General features: G+C 67.5%; 20 protein-coding genes and 1 pseudogene. 7 read left to right on the plus strand and 14 right to left on the minus strand.

The window, feature by feature from the left end; genetic code table 11:
• Positions 1–301 precede the first annotated feature (301 nt).
• Entirely contained in the window at positions 302–1,510 is a 1,209-nt protein-coding gene (locus DMB86_RS01430; protein WP_171814326.1) for an ROK family transcriptional regulator, read from the minus strand.
• A gap of 170 nt (positions 1,511–1,680) precedes the next feature.
• On the opposite strand from DMB86_RS01430, the gene DMB86_RS01435 reads away from it, so the two are divergent.
• Complete coding sequence (locus DMB86_RS01435; protein WP_113716242.1) at positions 1,681–3,342, plus strand: glycoside hydrolase family 13 protein; 1,662 nt, start codon at positions 1,681–1,683, stop codon at positions 3,340–3,342.
• A gap of 234 nt (positions 3,343–3,576) precedes the next feature.
• Here the strand turns inward: DMB86_RS01435 and rpsN are convergent, their stop codons facing one another.
• The 6 genes from rpsN to DMB86_RS01465 all read right to left on the minus strand — a co-directional run bounded on the left by rpsN (position 3,577) and on the right by DMB86_RS01465 (position 7,961).
• Entirely contained in the window at positions 3,577–3,882 is a 306-nt protein-coding gene (gene rpsN, locus DMB86_RS01440) for a 30S ribosomal protein S14 (protein ID WP_113716243.1), read from the minus strand.
• A gap of 5 nt (positions 3,883–3,887) precedes the next feature.
• Positions 3,888–4,055 (minus strand): 50S ribosomal protein L33, encoded by a 168-nt coding sequence (rpmG, locus tag DMB86_RS01445; RefSeq protein ID WP_044574616.1) that lies wholly within the window; start codon positions 4,053–4,055, stop codon positions 3,888–3,890.
• Positions 4,055–4,291 carry a 50S ribosomal protein L28 gene (gene rpmB / locus DMB86_RS01450; RefSeq protein WP_113716244.1) on the minus strand — a complete coding sequence of 79 codons (237 nt, stop codon included), beginning with the start codon at positions 4,289–4,291 and terminating at the stop codon, positions 4,055–4,057. The genes rpmG and rpmB overlap by 1 nt, the downstream gene beginning before the upstream one ends.
• Positions 4,292–4,656: 365 nt before the next feature.
• Positions 4,657–5,094, minus strand: a complete 438-nt coding sequence (locus DMB86_RS01455; protein ID WP_227878530.1) for a protein-tyrosine phosphatase family protein — start codon at positions 5,092–5,094, stop codon at positions 4,657–4,659.
• Positions 5,095–5,874 carry an SGNH/GDSL hydrolase family protein gene (locus tag DMB86_RS01460; RefSeq protein ID WP_113716245.1) on the minus strand — a complete coding sequence of 260 codons (780 nt, stop codon included), beginning with the start codon at positions 5,872–5,874 and terminating at the stop codon, positions 5,095–5,097.
• Between the two features lie 248 nt (positions 5,875–6,122).
• Positions 6,123–7,961, minus strand: a complete 1,839-nt coding sequence (locus DMB86_RS01465; RefSeq protein ID WP_113716246.1) for an ABC transporter ATP-binding protein — start codon at positions 7,959–7,961, stop codon at positions 6,123–6,125.
• 100 nt (positions 7,962–8,061) lie between these two features.
• Here DMB86_RS01465 and DMB86_RS01470 point away from each other — a divergent pair, with 100 nt between their 5' ends.
• The gene (locus tag DMB86_RS01470; protein WP_113716247.1) at positions 8,062–8,517 is read left to right on the plus strand and encodes a MarR family winged helix-turn-helix transcriptional regulator; all 456 of its coding nucleotides are present in this window, start codon (positions 8,062–8,064) and stop codon (positions 8,515–8,517) included.
• A 121-nt stretch (positions 8,518–8,638) separates the two neighbouring features.
• Here DMB86_RS01470 and DMB86_RS01475 read toward each other — a convergent pair whose 3' ends face one another.
• From DMB86_RS01475 to DMB86_RS01505, 7 genes and pseudogenes are all read right to left on the minus strand, one after another.
• Positions 8,639–9,052, minus strand: a complete 414-nt coding sequence (locus DMB86_RS01475) for a VOC family protein (RefSeq protein ID WP_113716248.1) — start codon at positions 9,050–9,052, stop codon at positions 8,639–8,641.
• A gap of 85 nt (positions 9,053–9,137) precedes the next feature.
• Complete coding sequence (locus DMB86_RS01480; protein ID WP_171814327.1) at positions 9,138–9,488, minus strand: siderophore-interacting protein; 351 nt, start codon at positions 9,486–9,488, stop codon at positions 9,138–9,140.
• Positions 9,489–9,650: 162 nt separating this feature from the next.
• The gene (locus DMB86_RS21485; RefSeq protein ID WP_193926263.1) at positions 9,651–10,001 is read right to left on the minus strand and encodes a hypothetical protein; all 351 of its coding nucleotides are present in this window, start codon (positions 9,999–10,001) and stop codon (positions 9,651–9,653) included.
• Positions 9,998–10,225, minus strand: coding sequence for a hypothetical protein (locus tag DMB86_RS01490; protein WP_113716250.1), 228 nt, complete (start codon positions 10,223–10,225; stop codon positions 9,998–10,000). The genes DMB86_RS21485 and DMB86_RS01490 overlap by 4 nt, the downstream gene beginning before the upstream one ends.
• Before the next feature lie 11 nt (positions 10,226–10,236).
• Positions 10,237–11,231, minus strand: a pseudogene (locus DMB86_RS01495) (TroA family protein).
• Positions 11,232–11,323: 92 nt separating this feature from the next.
• Positions 11,324–11,815 (minus strand): MarR family winged helix-turn-helix transcriptional regulator, encoded by a 492-nt coding sequence (locus DMB86_RS01500; protein ID WP_113719251.1) that lies wholly within the window; start codon positions 11,813–11,815, stop codon positions 11,324–11,326.
• Between the two features lie 570 nt (positions 11,816–12,385).
• Positions 12,386–13,399 carry a glutathione S-transferase family protein gene (locus tag DMB86_RS01505; RefSeq protein WP_113716251.1) on the minus strand — a complete coding sequence of 338 codons (1,014 nt, stop codon included), beginning with the start codon at positions 13,397–13,399 and terminating at the stop codon, positions 12,386–12,388.
• Between the two features lie 163 nt (positions 13,400–13,562).
• Between DMB86_RS01505 and DMB86_RS01510 the strand changes: the two genes are divergently transcribed.
• The 5 genes from DMB86_RS01510 to DMB86_RS01530 are packed head-to-tail and all read left to right on the plus strand — an operon-like array spanning position 13,563 to position 18,602.
• A complete protein-coding gene (locus DMB86_RS01510; RefSeq protein WP_113716252.1) occupies positions 13,563–14,738 on the plus strand; it encodes an ABC transporter ATP-binding protein in 1,176 nt (391 codons plus the stop codon).
• Positions 14,738–15,394 carry an ABC transporter permease gene (locus DMB86_RS01515; RefSeq protein WP_113716253.1) on the plus strand — a complete coding sequence of 219 codons (657 nt, stop codon included), beginning with the start codon at positions 14,738–14,740 and terminating at the stop codon, positions 15,392–15,394. The genes DMB86_RS01510 and DMB86_RS01515 overlap by 1 nt, the downstream gene beginning before the upstream one ends.
• Positions 15,391–16,170: an ABC transporter permease gene (locus tag DMB86_RS01520; RefSeq protein ID WP_113716254.1), complete on the plus strand. Its 780-nt coding sequence runs from the start codon at positions 15,391–15,393 to the stop codon at positions 16,168–16,170. The genes DMB86_RS01515 and DMB86_RS01520 overlap by 4 nt, the downstream gene beginning before the upstream one ends.
• Positions 16,167–17,120 (plus strand): ABC transporter substrate-binding protein, encoded by a 954-nt coding sequence (locus DMB86_RS01525; protein WP_113716255.1) that lies wholly within the window; start codon positions 16,167–16,169, stop codon positions 17,118–17,120. The genes DMB86_RS01520 and DMB86_RS01525 overlap by 4 nt, the downstream gene beginning before the upstream one ends.
• A gap of 9 nt (positions 17,121–17,129) precedes the next feature.
• Positions 17,130–18,602, plus strand: coding sequence for a dihydrolipoyl dehydrogenase family protein (locus tag DMB86_RS01530; protein WP_113716256.1), 1,473 nt, complete (start codon positions 17,130–17,132; stop codon positions 18,600–18,602).
• Positions 18,603–18,633 lie beyond the last annotated feature (31 nt).

An 18,633-nucleotide genomic window follows, 5' to 3' on the forward strand; every position in this document is an offset into this window, starting at 1 on the left:
GGACGTCAAGATTTTCTTGTTCCACGCGGTTGCGTGTCAACCACTGCTAGCGAACTTACCAGTTCCTCCGCGGGATTCCGGCAATTTTGGGCGTTTTTCGTGGTTTTTTGGGCCAAATCGACGGGATTCGGGGCCGATTTTCGCTCTTAGCCAAGCGATGGGGGCCCGCGATCCGCCGACGCGGGGGGTCCAGCAGCGAGAGAACGGAGAATACGCCGCCTTCCCGTACGGGCGCCGGTCTCGGCGTCCGGGACCGAAAAAAGTCGCGTGTGCGCCTCGTTTTCGCGACCGGAATGACGCGCTAGTGTCCAGTGCCGGCACTAAAGGGTGCGAACTGCAGCGGCTGCGCGCGCAGCATTGAAAGTCCGCATTCCAGCGCGCCCAGCAGCACGCCGTCTGCCCCCAGACGCGAGGCCACCAACCTCGGCACGGGAGGGTAAAAGAGTTCCTGCAGCACGGCGGCGGCCTTTTCGATGACCGGCTGGGCCGCGCTGGCAATGGCGCCGCCCACGATGACCTGCTCCACGTCCAGCAGGCTGGCCAGCACCTGGACAACGCGGGCCAGCCGCTCCCCCAACCGGTCCACGATCCCCTGCGCCGCCCCATCTCCGGCCGCGGCCGCGGCGAACACCGCCTCGGCCGACAGGTCGGCGCGCGGAACCCGCGCCAGCGCCGATCCCGGCGGCAGGGTCCGAGCCTTACTGGCCGCCACAGCCCATTGACGCGCCAGGAATCCGAGCCCCTCGGAGGAGCCCACCCCCTCGACCATGTCCAACAGGCGCAATTCGCCAGCGCCGCCATGCCGGCCGCGGAGAAGCATGCCGTCGATGACCAGACCGGCACCAAAGCGTTCTCCGGACAAAAGGGTTGCGAAGGACGTAACTCCCGGAGCGTGCGCCTGCTCGGCAAGAGCGGCCAGGTTCGCATCGTTGTCGACCACGGTGCGGCCACATCCCTCGAAGACCGCCGGGAAGCCGGGATTCATCAATTTCCAGAAACCGTGCCCCTCGGGCGATTGCCCCTGTCCGTCCACAGGGGCCGGGACACCGACCACCACGAGGAAGACCTCTTCGGGCCTGGCACCTGCCTCGGACAGGACGGAGTCGACGGCGGCGCGCGTCGTGGCCCGGCGGACGCTGCCGTTCCCGCCGGCGACGGGACGGCTGATGCGCGCGAGGACGTTGCCGCGCAGCCCGGCCACGGCCGCGGTGACCGTGTGTTGGCCGGCGTCGACGCCGATGACGTAGCCGGCCCTGTCGCGCAGCCGGTACCGGCGGGCCGGCCGGCCCTTGCCGTAGCGGCCAGCCTCCCGGGAATCGACCACCTCATCGATCCACCCCTGCTCCACCAGAGTGTCGCAAAGGCCCAGGACCGTTGAACGGGTCAGCCCCGTCGCCGCCATGACGTCGGAGGCCGGAAACGTCTGGGCTTCCAAGGCGAAGCGGAGCACGGCCCCTACATTCATGCGCCGCAACAACTGCGGCGACGTCGCAACATCTTCCCGTAGCATCCCTTGACCTTATCGCCGCATTCGGGGAGCATTGACTTGGTATTAAATATAGGTCCTAGATTTAATACGCGGAGACACCTGGTGCCACCCCCATACCCCAGCACGGTACCCAGCGCGCCATTGCCCAGCTCACCACCCCCAGCTCACCACCATCCAAGGAGAGTCGCATCATGACTGACACACTTGCCGAGGCACGGCTGCTGCCCACCCCCGACGAGACCTGGTGGCGGCAGGCTGCCGTCTACCAGATCTACCCGCGTTCCTTCGCCGATTCCAACGGCGACGGAGTGGGCGACCTGTCCGGCATCACCGACCGCGTCCCCTACCTGGTGGAGCTTGGCATCGACGCGGTGTGGCTCAGCCCGTTTTATCCGTCGGCCCTGGCCGACGGCGGCTACGACGTGGACGACTACCGCAATGTCGATCCACGCCTGGGCACCCTGGCCGACTTTGACGTGATGACACAAGCCCTGCACGCCGCGGGCATCCGCCTCATCGTGGACATCGTGCCGAACCACACCTCCGACCGGCACGAGTGGTTCCGCGAGGCGCTGGCCTCCCCCAAGGGCTCCGCAGCCCGTGAGCGGTACATCTTCCGGGACGGGGCTGGGCCCGACGGCGCCGAGCCCCCGGCGGACTGGGAATCCACCTTTGGCGGCCCCGCATGGGAACCGGTGGGCGACGGCCAGTGGTATTTCCACTTCTTCGCGAAGGAACAGCCCGACCTGAACTGGAACAACCCTGAGGTCCGTGCGGACTTCCGCCGGACACTGCGCTTTTGGTCCGACCGTGGCGTGGATGGCTTCCGCATCGACGTGGCGCATGGGCTGGCCAAGGACCTGGGCCGGACGCTGCCAACCCAGGCCGAGCTTGACGCCCTGCCCAAGGACGGCAGCCACCCGCTGTGGGACCGGGACGACGTCCACGAGATCTATGCCGAATGGCGCGCCGTGTTCAATGAGTACGCGCCTGCCCGCACGGCCGTGGCCGAGGCGTGGGTGGCCTCCGACCGCCGCGCCCGCTATGCCAGCGCGGACGGATTGGGACAGGCGTTCAACTTCGACCTGCTCGAGGCCGATTTCGACGCCGGCCAGTTCCGGGACATCATCGCCTTCAACCTGGGCCTCGCGGCGGAATCGGGCTCTTCCACCACGTGGGTGTTCTCCAACCATGACGTGGTCCGCCACGCCACGCGCTACGGACTGCCGCCCCGGAACGGCGCTGCGGCCAAGCAGGGTTCCCAGTGGCTGCTGCGCGGCGGCCCCGCCTCCGAGCTCGACGCCGAACTGGGCCTGCGCCGGGCGCGCGCCGCCACGCTGCTGGAACTTGCCCTGCCCGGATCCGCCTACCTTTACCAGGGAGAGGAGCTCGGCCTGCAGGAGGTGGCCCACATTCCAGCGGCAGAGCGCCAGGACCCGGCATTCTTCCGCAATCCAGGCGTCGACATGGGCCGCGACGGTTGCAGGGTGCCGCTGCCCTGGACCCGGACCGGACCGTCATACGGTTTCGGCGCGGGCGGTTCCCACCTGCCCCAGCCTGCATGGTTCACTGGATACTCCGTCGAGGCGGAGGCCGGCGTGGCCGGTTCAACCCTGTCGCTGTACCGCACGGCCCTGGCCCTGCGGTCACGGCTGCAGGCGGCCGAGTCCATGGAGTGGCTGGAGACGGGGCGCGCGGACGTCCTGGCGTTCCGCCGCCCGAACGGGTGGACGTCCGTGACCAACTTCGGCACGGAAGCCTTCACGCTGCCAGCCGGTGAAGTGCTGGTTTCCAGCACGGGCCTCGAAGCCGGTTCACTGCCCGGAGCGGCAACGGCCTGGCTACAGGCCTAGACGGCACGGCCAAGGCACGGCCAAGGCACAAAAGCCCGGCGCCGGACCGCCCCGCCGAGGGGCCGGTCCGCCGTCGGGCCTTCATGGCAAGCCGGGTCCGCGGGTCTCGACAAACTCGACCACCGGGCATCAAGCTCGACCACCGGGCATCAAGCTCGAGCACCCGGCGTCAAACCGAGGCGTCAAAAAAGGGCGGCGACCCGAAGGTCGCCGCCCTAACTTTTCAGCCCGGTATTACCAGCTGGACTTCTTGATGCCGGGCAGTTCGCCGGCGTGTGCCATCTTGCGGAAGCGGACACGGGAGATGCCAAACTTCTGGAGCGTTCCACGCGGACGGCCGTCGATGGCGTCGCGGTTGCGGACGCGCACGGGCGAAGCGTTGCGGGGGAGCTTCTGCAGGCCCAGGCGGGCAGCTTCGCGCTCTTCCGGGGTGGAGGCGGGGTTAACGAGGGCCTTCTTCAGTTCGAGGCGCTTCGCAGCGTAACGCTCGACGATGACCTTGCGCTTCTCGTTCTTGGCGATCATGGACTTCTTGGCCATAGTCTTTAGCGCTCCTCTCGGAATTCAACGTGCTGACGGATCTTGGGATCGTACTTCTTCAGGACCAGGCGGTCCGGAGTGTTACGGCGGTTCTTGCGGGTCACATACGTAAACCCGGTTCCGGCCGTGCTCTTGAGCTTGATGATGGGACGTACGTCCTTGTCCTTCGCCATTAGAGCTTCACCCCTCGTGCCAGAATCTGTGCAACAACGGCGTCAATTCCGCGTACATCGATGACCTTGATCCCCTTGGCAGAAACCTGCAGGGTAACGTTGCGGCGCAGGGACGGAACCCAGTAGCGCTTCTTCTGAATGTTCGGATCGAACCGGCGCTTGTTGCGGCGGTGCGAGTGCGAAATGCTATGCCCAAAGCCCGGCTCGGCTCCGGTCACCTGGCAGTGTGCTGCCATGATCACTCCTAATAAATGAATGGGAACGGTCCGCTGGTGCAAACCGTGCGCCGAGGCAGCGTCCGCCTTTGGACAGCATGGGCCCCCGTCGTCCTTTTCGAGATGATGGGAACCGAATCCGGTCCGGCTAATACTTAGAATGCACGCAACTTGAGCCCCTAACTACCGGCCGGCGGGAGGATGATCACCGCAAACCGGAGCAATTGCACACGCTCCGCGCCACCTAGCGCCTACCCAGTCTAGACGTTGCGGAGCGAATAAGACTAATTGCCCTTACCATGGTCCCTTGCCGGAGGGAAGCACGACGCCGGAACTCACCTCCCTGCCGCTCCCCGCCGCCTGCGTGGGGCGGGGTTCAGCGATCGTCACGACCGGAAATTACGCACGTAGCGGCGCTGCCACGGTGTTTCCACGGCACGCGGCAAATAGTTTCGGCGCACATAGTCCACGGCTTCGCCTCCGGACAGCCCGTCAAGGACGGCCAGGCAGGCCAGCGCAGTGCCGGTCCGGCCCACGCCTCCTCCACACGCAATCTCCACCCGGCGGGTTTCTGCGTGCGTCCATGCCTCGTTGAATGCCTGAACCGCCGCGTCGCGGTCCACCGGCAGCCAAAAGTCGGGCCAGCGTAGCCACCGGCCTGGCCAGCCGGTCATGTCCGGCCGGCGGCCGGTCAGATACAGCCCAAATTCAGGCCGCTGCCCCTGCGGAAGCGGCCGTTGCAGGCCTCGGCCCCGCACCAGCCTTCCGGAAGGCAGCTCCAGGAGTCCCGGCGTCGTGCCGGCCCAGGTGTCGACCACGGCCATTTAGCCCGGGACCACCGGCGTGTGGAGCTCGGGCCAGCGGGCCGCGAGGTTGTCCCCGGAGGACACCCCGCGCAGGCGCCGGCCAATCCACGGACCCACATATTCGCGGGTCCAGGCTGCATTGTCCTTCAACGTTTCCGCGGTGGTCCGCACCGGGATGGCCGGCAGTTCCGGCAAGGGGATGCGTGCTGTTTCTCCCAGCTTTTCCAGCACCCGGTTGGCCATGTTGATGTGGCCGGGCGTGGACATGTGCATGCGGTCCACGCCCCACAGCCGCCAATCGTTGTATTCGCGGAAGCGCCAGTAGTCGACGATTTCGGCGCCGCGCACCTCCGCCACTTCGCGCAGCAGCTCGTTGTAGACGGCGGTGCGGCCGCGGATGCCGGCGAAGACCTTGGAGGTGCTGGCGTCGAAGCCCGTGAACACGAGCACGCGGGCGCCGGCGGCGGTCAGCTTGGCGATGCCGGCGGAGTAGCCGGCCAGCATGGCGTCGATGTCCACCTTGGGCCGCAGGATGTCATTGATGCCGGCATAAATGGTGACGAGGGTGGGTTTCATGGCCGCGGCCGTGTCAACCTGCTCCGTCAGGATCTGCTTCATCTTCTTGCCGCGGATGGCCAGGTTGGCGTAGCCGAACGATTCGCCCGGATGGGCAGCGGCCAGTTGTTCGGCGGTGCGGTCCGCCCAGCCGCGCACCTGGTTGGGCAGTTGCGGGTCCGTATCGCCGAGCCCCTCGGTGAACGAGTCGCCCAGCGCCACGTACCGTTCCGTAAATTCCACGCCTGTCTCCTTGCCACCCTGTGCTGACCAGATCAATCCTATGTCCGGGCCCGCACCCTCCAATGTTGAGGTTCGAGATCACGACCGCTGACATCAGCGGCTCAGCGACGCCGTTTCGCGCCGACTTCTGACCTTTGCTGCGAGTTCGGTGCTTACAACGGCTTTTTTGGGGCCAAGGTCAGCAGTCGCGGCGGCAGTGGGCGTCCATGCGTGCAAAACAGTTGAGGTTGGCGAGGCGACAAATCTTCTTACGCGGCCGGTTGGAGTTGGCCGCCCGCCGCAACCAGCTGCGCGTACGCTCCCCCGGCGGCCTGCAGGGCCGGCGGCGTGCCCACTTCCACCAGCAGGCCGCCGGTGAGGACGGCCAGCTGATCCGCGTCCTCGACGGTCGTGAGCCGGTGGGCGATGGTCAGCGTGGTGCGTCCGACGGCGAGCTGGTCCAGCGCCGCCTGCACCTGCGCTTCCGTGGTGTTGTCCAGGGCCGACGTCGCCTCGTCCAGGATGAGCACGCGCGGGTTGCGCAGGATGGTCCGTGCGATGGCCAGCCGCTGCTGCTCGCCACCGGAGAAGCGGTGGCCGCGGGCGCCGACCAGGGTGTCCAGGCCCTCGGGCAGCCCGGCCACGAGATCGGCGATGCGGGCCGCGCCGAGGGCCTGCCAGAGCGCCGCGTCGCCGGCACCGGGTGCGGCGAGCAGCAGGTTTTCGCGGATCGAGGCATGGACCAGATAGGTTTCCTGCGACACCACGCCCACAATCCGTGCGAGCACGTCGGGGGCGATGTCGCGGACGTCCACGCCGTCGATCGTGACGCGGCCGCCGGTCGTGTCGTGCAGCCGGGGCACCAGTGAACCCAGCGTGGACTTGCCGGACCCCGTGGGTCCGACTACGGCCGTTGCGGACCCGGCCGCAAGCTCAAGGTCGATGCCGCGCAAAACGTCGGGGCCGCCGTCGTACGCAAAACGGACGCCCTCAAAGCGGACCTCCCCGCGCACCCTGGCCGGGTCCAGCGCGACGGGACGGTCGGGGGCGGCGATGTCGGGGACCAGGTCCAGGTATTCAAAGATGCGGCTGAACAGCGCCATGGCGCTGACCCACTGGACGCCGAGGTTCAGCAGGCCCATGATGGGCCGGAAGATGGAGGCCTGCAGCGCGGTGAACGCCACGACGGTGCCGATGCTCATGGTGCTGCCGGGCAGGCCGCCGGCAAAGTAGATCAGCGCCGGGATGGCGGAGAAGATGATGCTCATGGTCGCCATGCGCCAGCGCCCGGCCAGCTGCGAGCGCAGTTCCAGGCCAATCAGGCGTTCGGAGCTTTCGGTGTAGCGGGCGGCGTCGCGGCCGGTGGTGCCCAGTGTCTTGGCCAGCCGGACGCCCGAGATGGACAGGCCCTCCTCTACATAGGTGTTCATGGTGGCCAGCTCGGCCTGCAGGGTGGAGGTGATGTCGCGCCGGAGCAGGGCCACGCGGCGGGAGGACCAGACGGCCGGCGGGATGACCACGAGGGACAGCAGGGACAGCCGCGGCGAGAGCGCCACCATGGCGACGGCCGTGGCGACCGCGGTGGTCAGGTTCGACGCGACGCCGGTGGCCGTGGACGTGATGACCGACTGCATGCCGGAGATGTCGTTGTTCAGGCGGGACTGCACCTCGCCGCTGCGGGTCTTGGTGAAGAACGCCAGTGACTGTTTTTGCAGGTGCGTGAACAGGCGGGTGCGCAGCGTGTGCATGATCTTTTGGCCCATGGCCGTGGTCATCCACGTCTGCACCACGCCGATCACGGCCGTGGCCGCGGCGACGGCCACCATGGCGCCGGCCAGCATGCCCAGGAGCCCCAGGTCCCTGCGCGGCAGCGCCACATCGATGACGCCGCGGACCAAAAACGGCTGCGCCATGCCGATGACGCTGGATGCGCTGATAAGAAGCACGACGGCGGCGATTCTCGCCTTGTGCGGGGCGAACAGGGCCGCGATGCGCAACAGGTCCACGGGGTGGCGTTTGAGTTGCGTCGTGTCTGCGGGGTTGATGCGGCCCGGGCCACGGCCTCCGCCGCGTTGCGCGGGATTTTGTGTTCGGACATTATCCGTCATGGGCTGCACCTCCAGATGGTGTGCCGGGTGCGGGGCTCGCACCAATCAATACAGAGGTTACCTCACTATGAGGTTGTGTGTCAATTGGTAGAATGTGGGCATGACATCCTCCGCTGACCATCCCGCAGACCTGGGCGAGCTGTTCCACGCCGCATTCCGGGGGCTGCGGCGCACCTGGTCCGAACAGCTGTCCCCCTGGCAGCTGACACCGCACCAGTGGCGGGCACTCATGACGCTCCTGCACAGCCGGCCCGTCGGCCAGGCCCCGCCAGCGGAACCGGAGGAAATGCGCCTGAAGGACCTGGCCGAGAAGCTGCGGATTGCGCCGCGTTCGGCCACGGAGGTGGTGGACCAGCTGGAGGCCAAGGGGCTGGTGCGCCGGGATCCGGACCCCACCGACCGCCGCGCCACCCTGGTGGTGTCGACGGCGGCAGGCCGGCAGCTATTTGCGGACATCACGGCGGAGCGCCGGGACAAGTCCAGCGAATACTTCGCCCGGCTCTCCGCCGGGGACCGGGCGGAGCTGGCCAGGATCCTGGCCCAGCTCCGCGACTAAGCAGCTCCGCGACTAAGCGGACGCTCCTGCAGATAAAGGCCGTTTTTAGAAGACGCTCCTGCAGGTAACGGCCGTTATTGACAGACGCTCCTGCACAAGCCGTTGCGGCTCCCCTGCGGGCTTAGGGCTGGGGCGTTCCGGAGATGTTGACGAGCCAGGGAACCCCGAACTTGTCGGTGCACATGCCGAAGGTGTCGCCCCAAGGTGCCTTGGCCAGTTTCTCGGCGACGGTGCCGCCGTCGGAAAGCTTGTTCCAGTAGCCTGTCAGGGTTTCCTCATCGTCGCCGGAGAGCGAGACGGTGGAGTTGGCCGTGATGGCCATGGACTGGGGGACATCGGCGCCCATGAGCACCACGCCGTTGTCGCCGGTCAGCTGGCCGTGCATGATCTTGTCAGCCTCGGCAGGGTCGTCGGAAGCGTGGAATTCGGCGAAGGTGCTCAGATCCAGCTTGCCGCCAAACACGGAGTGGTAAAACTCCATGGCAGCCTTGGCGTTGTCGCGAAAGTTCAAATATGGGTTGAGTTGAACGGACATGGCTATGCTCCTTAGGGCGTTGGTGGCCGTGCGATGCAAGCCATTATGCCCTCCATCGCGGCACGTGTCTGTAGCTGCCGGGCACTCACGCGGCAAGCACCTGGCCCATCCGCCAATAGCCCATGAAGGCCACCGCGTTGCGGTCCATGCCGACGTCGCGCACGAGGTACCGCCTCAGCCCTCGGATCGCGGCGGCCTCGCCTGCGAGCCAAGCATAAAGTCCGTGCCCCGGCGTTGCTTCCGGCGTCTCCCAGAGGAGCGCGCCGTCAATGTCAACCTCTTCCGGTTCTTCGCCCCGGAGGCACGCTGCGGACACAAGGAAGTTGCGGACGTCCGCGTCCATGAGTCCGCCGTGGCCGGCACCGTTGCGGGCATGCCAGCGCACTTCCACGTTGGCCGGGAACGCAATGTCCAAAAAGTCGGCGGCGGTGGGCACCTCCAGAACAGCGTGCCCGAAGACTCGTCGCCCACCAGCAGCACCCGCCAGTCGGGGTGCAGCACGAAGTCGATATCGAGACGGCGGCCTGCATAAATGCGGCGGCGCCGATGCCCACCAGGATCAGTCCCGGGCCGCCGCGCCCGCGTGCCAGCCACGTGATCAGCAGCGCCACGGCCAGCGGGTTGCGCAGCATGGCCTGAAAATGGCGCCCGCCATGCCGAACGACGCCCGCGCCAGCAGTCCGAGCAGCGCCTGTGGCAGCTTATTTTCCATGACGATGAAACTCGCGCCCGGAATCGTGTCCCCTCCGAGCAGGCGCAGGAAGTCCGGGACCGTGACGGTGTAGCTGCCCAGCAGTACGTTCACGGCCAGGAGCACGGCCACCACCGCTGCCAGGCCGGCCGTGACCCAGTTACGGCGTCGGCGGGGCGCCTTGCGCTGTTCGCGGATCCAGGCGTCCGCCGGTTGGGTTGGGCCGGCCGGCCCCGCAGTCCTGTCCAGAATGCTCACAGCTCCGCCTGTTTTCCGCGGGGGGCGACGGCGATGAAGGCGGGCAGGGACAGCAGCGCGGCCGCCGCCAGCACTGCCGCCAGCACAACCAGCCAGGTGATCCGGCGCCGGGCCGTTATCGGCCTGCCGGCCCAGGCAGGCGGCAGGAACGCGGCAGGCGGCAGGGACACTGCGGGCGGCGCCGGCGTCGAGCTTGCAGGGTTCTTCTGGGCGGGGCCACCCATGCGACAGGTCCTTAGGCCTTGCTGGCGGCGGCGCCGAGCTGCGGCAGGAACGCGTCCAGCGCCCAGGGCAGGCTCAGTGGGGACGAAGCGGAAATCGCGTAGGTGAGTGTTTTGTCCGAATCGGCCACGAAAGCGCCCTTCTTGATGGCCGGGATCTGGCCGAGCAGGGGGTCCTTGACGATGGCGTCCTTCGTCTTCTTATCCGGCACCCAGCTGACGAACACCTGCGAGGCCAGTTCGTTGGCCTTCTCGGCGGACCAAGGGAGGAAAAACGCGGTCCTGCCCTTCTCGGCGGCAACCACCACGGGTGCAAGCTTCATGCCGATGCTCGTGAGGAACCTTGGGCGGTTGTCGGCGGAGAGGTAGACGTTCACGCCGTCGCTCTTGTCCGGTTCCAAGTTGCCGTAAACAAAGGTCTTGCCGTTGATTTTCGGGTATTTGGCAGCCTGTTCCGCGATGGTCTTCTCCGTGGTGGCGATAAGTTCCCTGGCCGACTGAGACTTGCCCAGCGCGGCGCCGATCATGGTGGTGGAAGCTTGTCGTAGTCTTCCTGCGTCAGGCCCGAGTAGGCGGCCAGGATGACGTCAGGATTGACCTTGGCCACCTCGGTGAAATTAATGCCGTCCACCTCGGAGTACTGGACAGGCGCACTGTCCGTGCCCAGCGCAGCCCCGGCCTTCTTCAGCGCGGCGTCTTTCCACGGCGTCGAACCTTCGGCATTGCCGCCCCAGTCATCCCTGGCCATGCCCACCGGGACAACGCCGAGGGCCAGCGACACGTCGGCATTGACCCACGACACCGTGGCGGGGCGCTGCGGGGCCGCCTTGACGACGGTGCTGCCGAACTTGTGCTTCACCGTCACGGGGAAGGTGTCCGTGGCCTTGTTGTCAGCACCGGCGCCTGCCGCGCCAACGGCGCCGGTGGAGCACCCCGCCAGGGTGGCCCCCGCTGCCGCGATGGTTGCCAGCAGTCCGAACGTCAGTCCCTGTCGACGCGAGAATTCCACAATTGTTCCTTACGGTAAGCCGGTTATTTCCTGCGGATTTTTTCGACAATAGGGAACACAATTGTGACGTATTGAATTTGGCGGAGCATTCGTCACGGCGCAGGCGTGCGGAGAATCCAGTGCCCTTCGTCAAGGCCACGGACGAGCTTGCGGCCGATGCGGGCCAGGTCGGCCACATCTTCGCCGTCAAGCCGGTCAAAGACCAGCCCCCTGACGGTTTCGACGTGAAGCGGCGCCAGTTCCTCGATGAGCGCCACGCCGCCGGAAGTGATGGTGGCCGCCGTGACGCGGCCGTCCTCGGCGTGCGTGGCACGTTCCACCAGCCCGCGGGCCTGCAGCTTCTTCACCACGTGCGACAGCCGGGACAGAGAGGCGCTGGTGCGCGCTGCCAGCTCACTCATGGGCAGCGTGCGGCTCGCTGCTTCGGAGAGCATGGCCAAAACGTTGTAGTCAAACAGTGACAGCTTCGCGGCCTGCTGCAACGGTCCCTCCAGGGCACCGGGGAGCAGTGTTGTGGTGGACAGGAGCGCAAGCCACGCGGCGCGCTCATCCGCACTCAGCCAGCGCGGTCCCTTGTCACTCATGGGCACCATCTTTCCACGGGTCCCAATCTGCGTCGGCCGTTCATTGGCCGAGCGGTCGGCGACACCGCCGAGGCAACCGCTGCCGCCTCCTCCCTGGTGTCCGACGGCGGCATGCGTCGCAAGGTGGCCGGAACGCTCAGGCGCGTCCGCGAACTCGAAGGCTTCCAGTCCCTGATCCTGACGCTGCAGGCCAACCCGGCCGCCGGGACGTTCAACTGGAACACCGGGCTGAAGATTATCGACAAATCCCCACGCCCTTCCCCAGTGCAGCCGCCGGCGCGCCCGTCGAGCGTACATTTCTGGCGACTTCGCGGCTCGCCAAGTCGCCAAAACTGTACTCTGGGCAGCTTTCGGCGCGCTCGACGCGCCGTCCAAGCCACCAGAGCTGCACAGTGGAGGCGGCGGAACCGGTATTTGTGTCGTCCGCCGTCAGTCCCCATGCGCTCCCACTGCCCGCAAGCCAGCAGCGGGCCCCTGGCGCTTGTGGGCCCGATTCTGGCGGCCACCCTCGGCCAACGACCGGATAGCCTGGTTATTGACAGGCTCAACCACCGGAACCGTACGGCCCCGTTATGCGTCCACGGGGCGGGTGGGAGCGGTGCCGTCGCCGAACGGGCGCCCGCCGAGGGCGTCGCGCCCGTGCGGGGTCTCCCAGCCGGAGGCGTCCGGGCCCTTGGGGACGATCTGTGTGGGGTTCAGGTCCTCGTGGACGATGTAGTAGTGCTGCTTGATCTGCTCGAAGTTCACGGTATCGCCAAAACCGGGGGTCTGGTACAGGTCGCGGGCGTAGGCCCACAGCGCGGGCATCTCGGTGAGCTTGTTCCTGTTGCACTTGAAGTGCCCGTGGTAGACCGCATCGAAGCGGACCAGCGTGGTGAACAGGCGCACGTCCGCCTCCGTGATGGTCTCGCCCACCAGGAAGCGCTGCGTCGCAAGACGTTCCTCCAGCCAGTCCAGCGCTGTGAACAGGCGGTCGTAGGCGGCGTCGTACGCTTCCTGACTCCCGGCAAAGCCGCACCGGTAAACGCCGTTGTTGACCTCGGTGAACACCCGTTTGTTCACGGTGTCGATCTCCTCGCGCAGCGCCTCCGGGTACAGCTCCGGCGCGCCCTCGCGGTGGAAGTCCACCCACTCCGTGGAGAAGTCCAGCGTGATTTGCGGGAAGTTGTTAGTCACCACGGCCCCCGAGGGCACGTCGACGACGGCGGGAACCGTGATGCCGCGCGGGTAGCCGGGCGTGCGCTTAAAATAGGCGTCCTGGATGCGGGGAATGCCCAGCACCGGGTCCAGGCCTCCCGGGTCCAGGTCAAAGGTCCAGCTCCGCGCATCATGCGTGGGCCCGCACACGCCAATCGAGATGGCCTCCTCGAGCCCCAGCAGCCGGCGCACAATGGTGGACCGGTGCGCCCAGGGGCAGGCCCGCGCCACGACGAGCCGGTACCGGCCGGCTTCCACCGGGTAGCCGTCCGCCCCATCGCGGGTGATCCGCGTTTCGATGTAGTTCGTGTCGCGCGTGTATTCGCCGCCCGTGACGTAGCTGCCCTTGGTGCTGAATTCCGTGTCGCTGGTGTGGTGTGTATCCATGATTCCACCCTATGCCGCCATGACATCCGCGGTAAGCGAAACCCGGGCCCGGGAATCCGCTGCTTTTGCCCCCCTCGGCGCCGACGCTGCTTTACTCGGGAAAAACACCCCGCCTATGATCAAAGGCAGCAGGTGAAAGTCACCCAACAGTGAGGACCCGCAAATGGTCGTGCCGGATGTTTCACCACACGCCGACACCAGTACCGCTCCCGCCAGCCGCCCAGTCGGCCAGGCCGGCTCCGCCACGATCGAATTCCACGACGTGGTCAAGAGCTACCAGGCCGGCCAGCCCGCCGTGGGAAACCTCAATCTGGGCATCGATGCCGGCAGGATCACCGTCTTCGTGGGTCCGTCGGGCTGCGGAAAGACCACGTCCCTGCGCATGATCAACCGCATGGTGGAACCCACCTCGGGCACCATCACGGTGGGCGGCCGCGACGTCTCCAGCATTCCCGCCCCCGCGCTGCGCCGCTCCATGGGGTACGTCATGCAGTCGGCCGGCCTGCTGCCGCACCGCACCGTTGTGGACAACATCACCACGGTGCTGCGCCTGAACCGGGTGCCACGCGCAAAGGCCCGCGCACGCGCCGCCGAGCTGCTGGACACGGTGGGGCTCTCCGCGGCCATGGGCCGCCGCTATCCGAACCAGCTCTCCGGCGGCCAGCAGCAGCGCGTCGGCGTGGCCAGGGCCCTCGCCGCGGACCCGCCCGTGCTGCTCATGGATGAACCGTTCAGCGCCGTGGACCCCGTGGTGCGCGCCGAGCTGCAGCAGGAGCTGCTGCGGCTGCAGCGGGACCTTGCCAAGACCATCGTGTTCGTCACGCACGACATCGACGAGGCCACGCTGCTGGGCGACAAGGTGGCGGTCTTCGCCACCGGCGGACGCGTGGCCCAGTACGCTGCGCCGGAGGAAATCCTGCGGGCCCCCGTGGATGATTTCGTTGCCGCCTTTGTGGGCCGGGACCGCGGCTTCCGGCACCTGTCCTTCCACCCCGGGACCGCCGTCCCCCTCCACCCCGTCCCGACAGTGCCCATGGAACCGGCCGGGCCGGATGTCGCGGCCCCCTCCCCGGACTGGCGCCTGGCGGTCGACGCCGGGAACCGCCCCCTGGGCTGGCTGGCGCCCGGCCACGGCGGTCCACTGCTGCCGGGCGGCTCCCTGTTCCATGCCGGAGATCCCTTGCGCAACGCCCTCGACGCGGCACTGTCCTCCCCGTCTGGCCTGGGGGTTGCCGTGGACGACGCCGGAACCGTCACTGGAGTGGTGCAGGCGCCCGAGGTGCTGTCCGCCATCGACGCCGCCAGGATTTCCTTAAACGGCAACGGGACGCAGCCCTGATGGAGTGGTTTCTGGCCAACCTCGCGCAGGTCCTCTCGCTGACCGGGTCGCACCTGGTCCAGGCCGTGGTGCCACTGGCGCTCAGCGTTGTCATTGCCATCCCACTGGCTCAGCTGGCGCGGTTGAACAAGGCATTGGGCGCCTTCATCCTGTCGGTGGGATCGCTGCTCTACACGGTGCCGTCGCTGGCCTTGTTCGTGATCCTGCCGGGACTGCTGGGAACGAAGATCCTGGACTTTGCCAACATCATCGTGGCCCTGACGATTTACGCCGTCGCCCTACTGGTCCGCTCGACCTTGGACGCGCTTAATTCGGTCGACGACGGCATCCGCCAGGCGGCCAAGGCCATGGGGTTCAAGCCACTCCAGCGCTTCCTCGCCGTTGACCTGCCGCTGTCCGTCCCGGTGCTGTTCGCCGGGCTGCGCGTCATCTCCGTCAGCAACATCTCCCTCGTCACCGTCGGCGCGCTCCTGGGCATCCCCAGCCTGGGCTTCTTCTTTACCGACGGGCTGCAGCGCAACTTCCCGACCGAGATTGTGGTGGGCATCATCGGAACCCTGGTCCTCGCCGTGGTCATGGACGTGCTTCTGGTGCTGCTCCAGCGGCTGCTGACGCCGTGGCTGCACACACCCAAGCTCGCGCAGGTGTCCGCATGAGCCTGCCCGCCACCAGCTATTCGGCGACCAATCCGTTCGGCCAGGGCCTGCAGTGGCTCCAGGACGGGGCGAACTGGCAGGGGCCGATGGGCATCCCGCAGCGCATCGCCGAGCATCTGGGCTATACCGGCCTGGTGCTGCTGATCTCGCTCGCCATCGCGGTCCCCATCGGACTCTACGTGGGGCACACGGGCCGGGGACGCGTCGTCGTGGTTTCCCTGTCCGGAGTCCTGCGTGCCCTGCCCACCCTGGGCATCATGACCCTGTTTGCGCTCATGGCGACGTCGACGCTTTCACTCATGCCCGCAGTGTGGGCGCTGGTGCTGCTGGCCGTCCCGCCCATCCTGACAGGGACGTATGCCGGGATTTCCGCCGTCGAACCCGAAATTGTGGACTCCGCCCGCAGCATGGGCATGACCGAATGGCAGGTGCTGTTCCGGGTCGAGGTGCCCAACGGGCTGGCCGTGATGCTCGGCGGGTTCCGATCCGCCGTGCTGCAGGTGGTGGCCACCGTGGCCGTCGTGGCCTTCATCAGCCTCGGCGGGCTGGGCCGTTTCATCATTGACGGGCTGGCTGTGCAGGACTACGGTCAGGTGCTGGGCGGCGCGGTGGTGATCGCCGCCCTGGCGATCGCCATTGACGCGCTCCTGGCATTGCTGCAGCGCGTTGCCGTTTCACCAGGATTACAAGAAGCCCGGCACCTTCCGGCCGACACCCCCACAGCCATCGCAGAACCAGCTACCGCAGAAACAGCCACCACAGGAGGAAAACCATGACTCACAATTCCCGACCCGCCCGCAGGGTCGTCTTGGGTGCAGCCGCGGGGCTGTCCGTCCTGCTGGCGGCCACGGCCTGCAGCGGCAGCCCGCTCACCGCCAACAGCTCCACGGGCGCCACCGGCGGCACCGGAAGCTCCGGGTCCGTGGTGGTGGGCTCCGCCAACTTCCCGGAGAGCGCCACCATCGCCGAGATTTATGCCGGCGCGCTCAATGCGGCAGGCGTCAATGCCACCACCAAGCTGAACATCGGCGCGCGCGAGGTCTACGTCAAGGCGGTGGAGGACGGCTCCATCGACGTCGTGCCCGACTACACCGGCAACCTTCTGGGGTATCTGGACCCCAAGACCACCGCCACCACGCCGGAAGAAGTCGTGGCGGCGCTGCCCAAGGTGATGCCCTCAGGGCTTTCCGTCCTCGACCCTGCGAAGGCGGAGGACAAGGACGCCATGGTGGTCACGGCCGAGACCGCCGCCAAGTACCACCTGAAGTCACTCGACGACCTCGCCAAGGTCTGCAGCCAGCTCACCCTCGGCGCCCCGCCGGAATTCCAGACCCGCCCCTACGGGCTGCCCGGGCTGAAGGCAAAGTACAACTGCGTCCCGGCCAAGTTCACCCCGATCAGCGACGGCGGCGGCCCCCTGACCGTCAAGGCGCTGTTGAACAATGACGTCCAGGTGGCGGACATCTTCACCACGTCCCCCGCGATCCCCGAGAACAAGCTGGTGGTCCTGAGCGACCCCAAGAACAACTGGCTGGCCCAGCAGGTGGTTCCGCTGATCAAGACGGACAGGCTCAACGACGCGGCCAAGATGGCGCTGGGCCAAATTTCCGGGCTGCTCACCACCGAGGACCTCATCGCCCTGAACACCGAGGTCAGCGGCCCCAAGAAGATGGATCCCAAGGACGCCGCGGCCGCCTGGCTGAAGGACAAGGGCATCACCAAATAAGGAGCTGTCATGACTTCGCCTGTGACAACCGTTGACGTTGTAGTGCTCGGCATGGGGCCCGGAGGCGAGGCGGTTGCCGGGGAACTGGCCGCGGCCGGGCTGTCCGTGGTGGGCGTGGAATCCCGGCTGGTGGGCGGGGAATGCCCCTACTTTGGGTGCATCCCCTCCAAAATGATGATCCGTGCGGCCAACGCGCTGGCCGAGGCCCGCCGGGTGCCCGGGCTGGCCGGGCGGTCCTCCGTGGAGCCTGATTTTTCCGTGGTGGCACGGCGGATCCGGGACGAGGCCACCGACGACTGGGACGACGCCGTTGCCGCCAGGCGCTTCACCGACAAGGGAGGGCATCTGGTCCGCGGCACCGGCCGGCTGTCCGGCCCCCGGCAGGTCACCGTCGCCATGAACGACGGCGGCGAGGCCACCTTCGCGGGCCGCCTGGCCGTAGTGCTCAATCCCGGCACCGATCCCGCCGTGCCGCCCATCCCCGGACTGGCCGGCACCCCCCTGTGGACCAATCGGGAGGCCCTGCGGGCCGAGGAGGCGCCGGCGTCGCTCATGGTGCTGGGCGGCGGCCCGATCGGCGTTGAGCTGGCACAAGCATTTGCGCGTTTTGGCACCCACGTCACGGTGGTGGCGCGCGGTCCGCGGCTGGTGCCGCGCGAGGAGCCCGAGGCCTCTGAACTGCTGGCGGACGTGTTCCGCGGCGAGGGCATCGACGTGCTGCTCAACACGGACACGACGGCTGTCTCCCACTCCCCCGGCGGTTTCACGGTGGAGTTGTCCACAGGCGGTCCGGACGACGCCGGTCCTTCCGTTTCGCAGTTGACCGTTGAGAAGTTACTGGTCGCCGCGGGCCGGACATCGACGCTGGGTGCCTTGTCCCTGGACGCCGCGGGCATCGCCTGGGACGGGAAAAACGCGCCCGGAGTGGACGGCCACCTGCAAATGGCGGAGGGGCTGTATCTCATGGGCGACGCGGCCGGGGCCGGGGCATTCACCCACCTGTCGATGTATCACGCGAACATCGTGGCCGGGCACATCCTGGCCCGGCAGGACGCGGGCAGGCAGGACGCGGGCCGGCAGGACGCGGGACGGGAGGACGCGGGCCGGGACCGGGGCACCACCGAGTCACACGCCGTGCCCCGCGTGACGTTCACGGACCCGGAGATTGGCGCCGTCGGCCTGACGGAACGCCAGGCGCGGGAGGCCGGGCTGGACGTCCGGACCGGATTCACGGACCTGGCCGATTCCACCCGCGGCTGGATCCATCAGGCGCAGGGCTTCATCAAGCTCGTGGCGGACGCGGACAGGGGCACCCTGGTGGGCGCGGCCGCCGTCGGGCCGTCCGGCGGGGAGGTCCTGTCCATGCTGGCGCTGGCCGTGCACGCCCGCGTGCCCGTGGCCACGCTGAGGACGATGATCTACGCCTACCCCACGTTCCACCGCGCCGTTGAATCAGCCCTGGCGGACCTCCAACCCCGTTGACGTTCGAGATCACCACCTCCCGCCCCGTCGA

The organism is Arthrobacter dokdonellae, assembly GCF_003268655.1.
Lineage (GTDB): Bacteria > Actinomycetota > Actinomycetes > Actinomycetales > Micrococcaceae > Specibacter > Specibacter dokdonellae.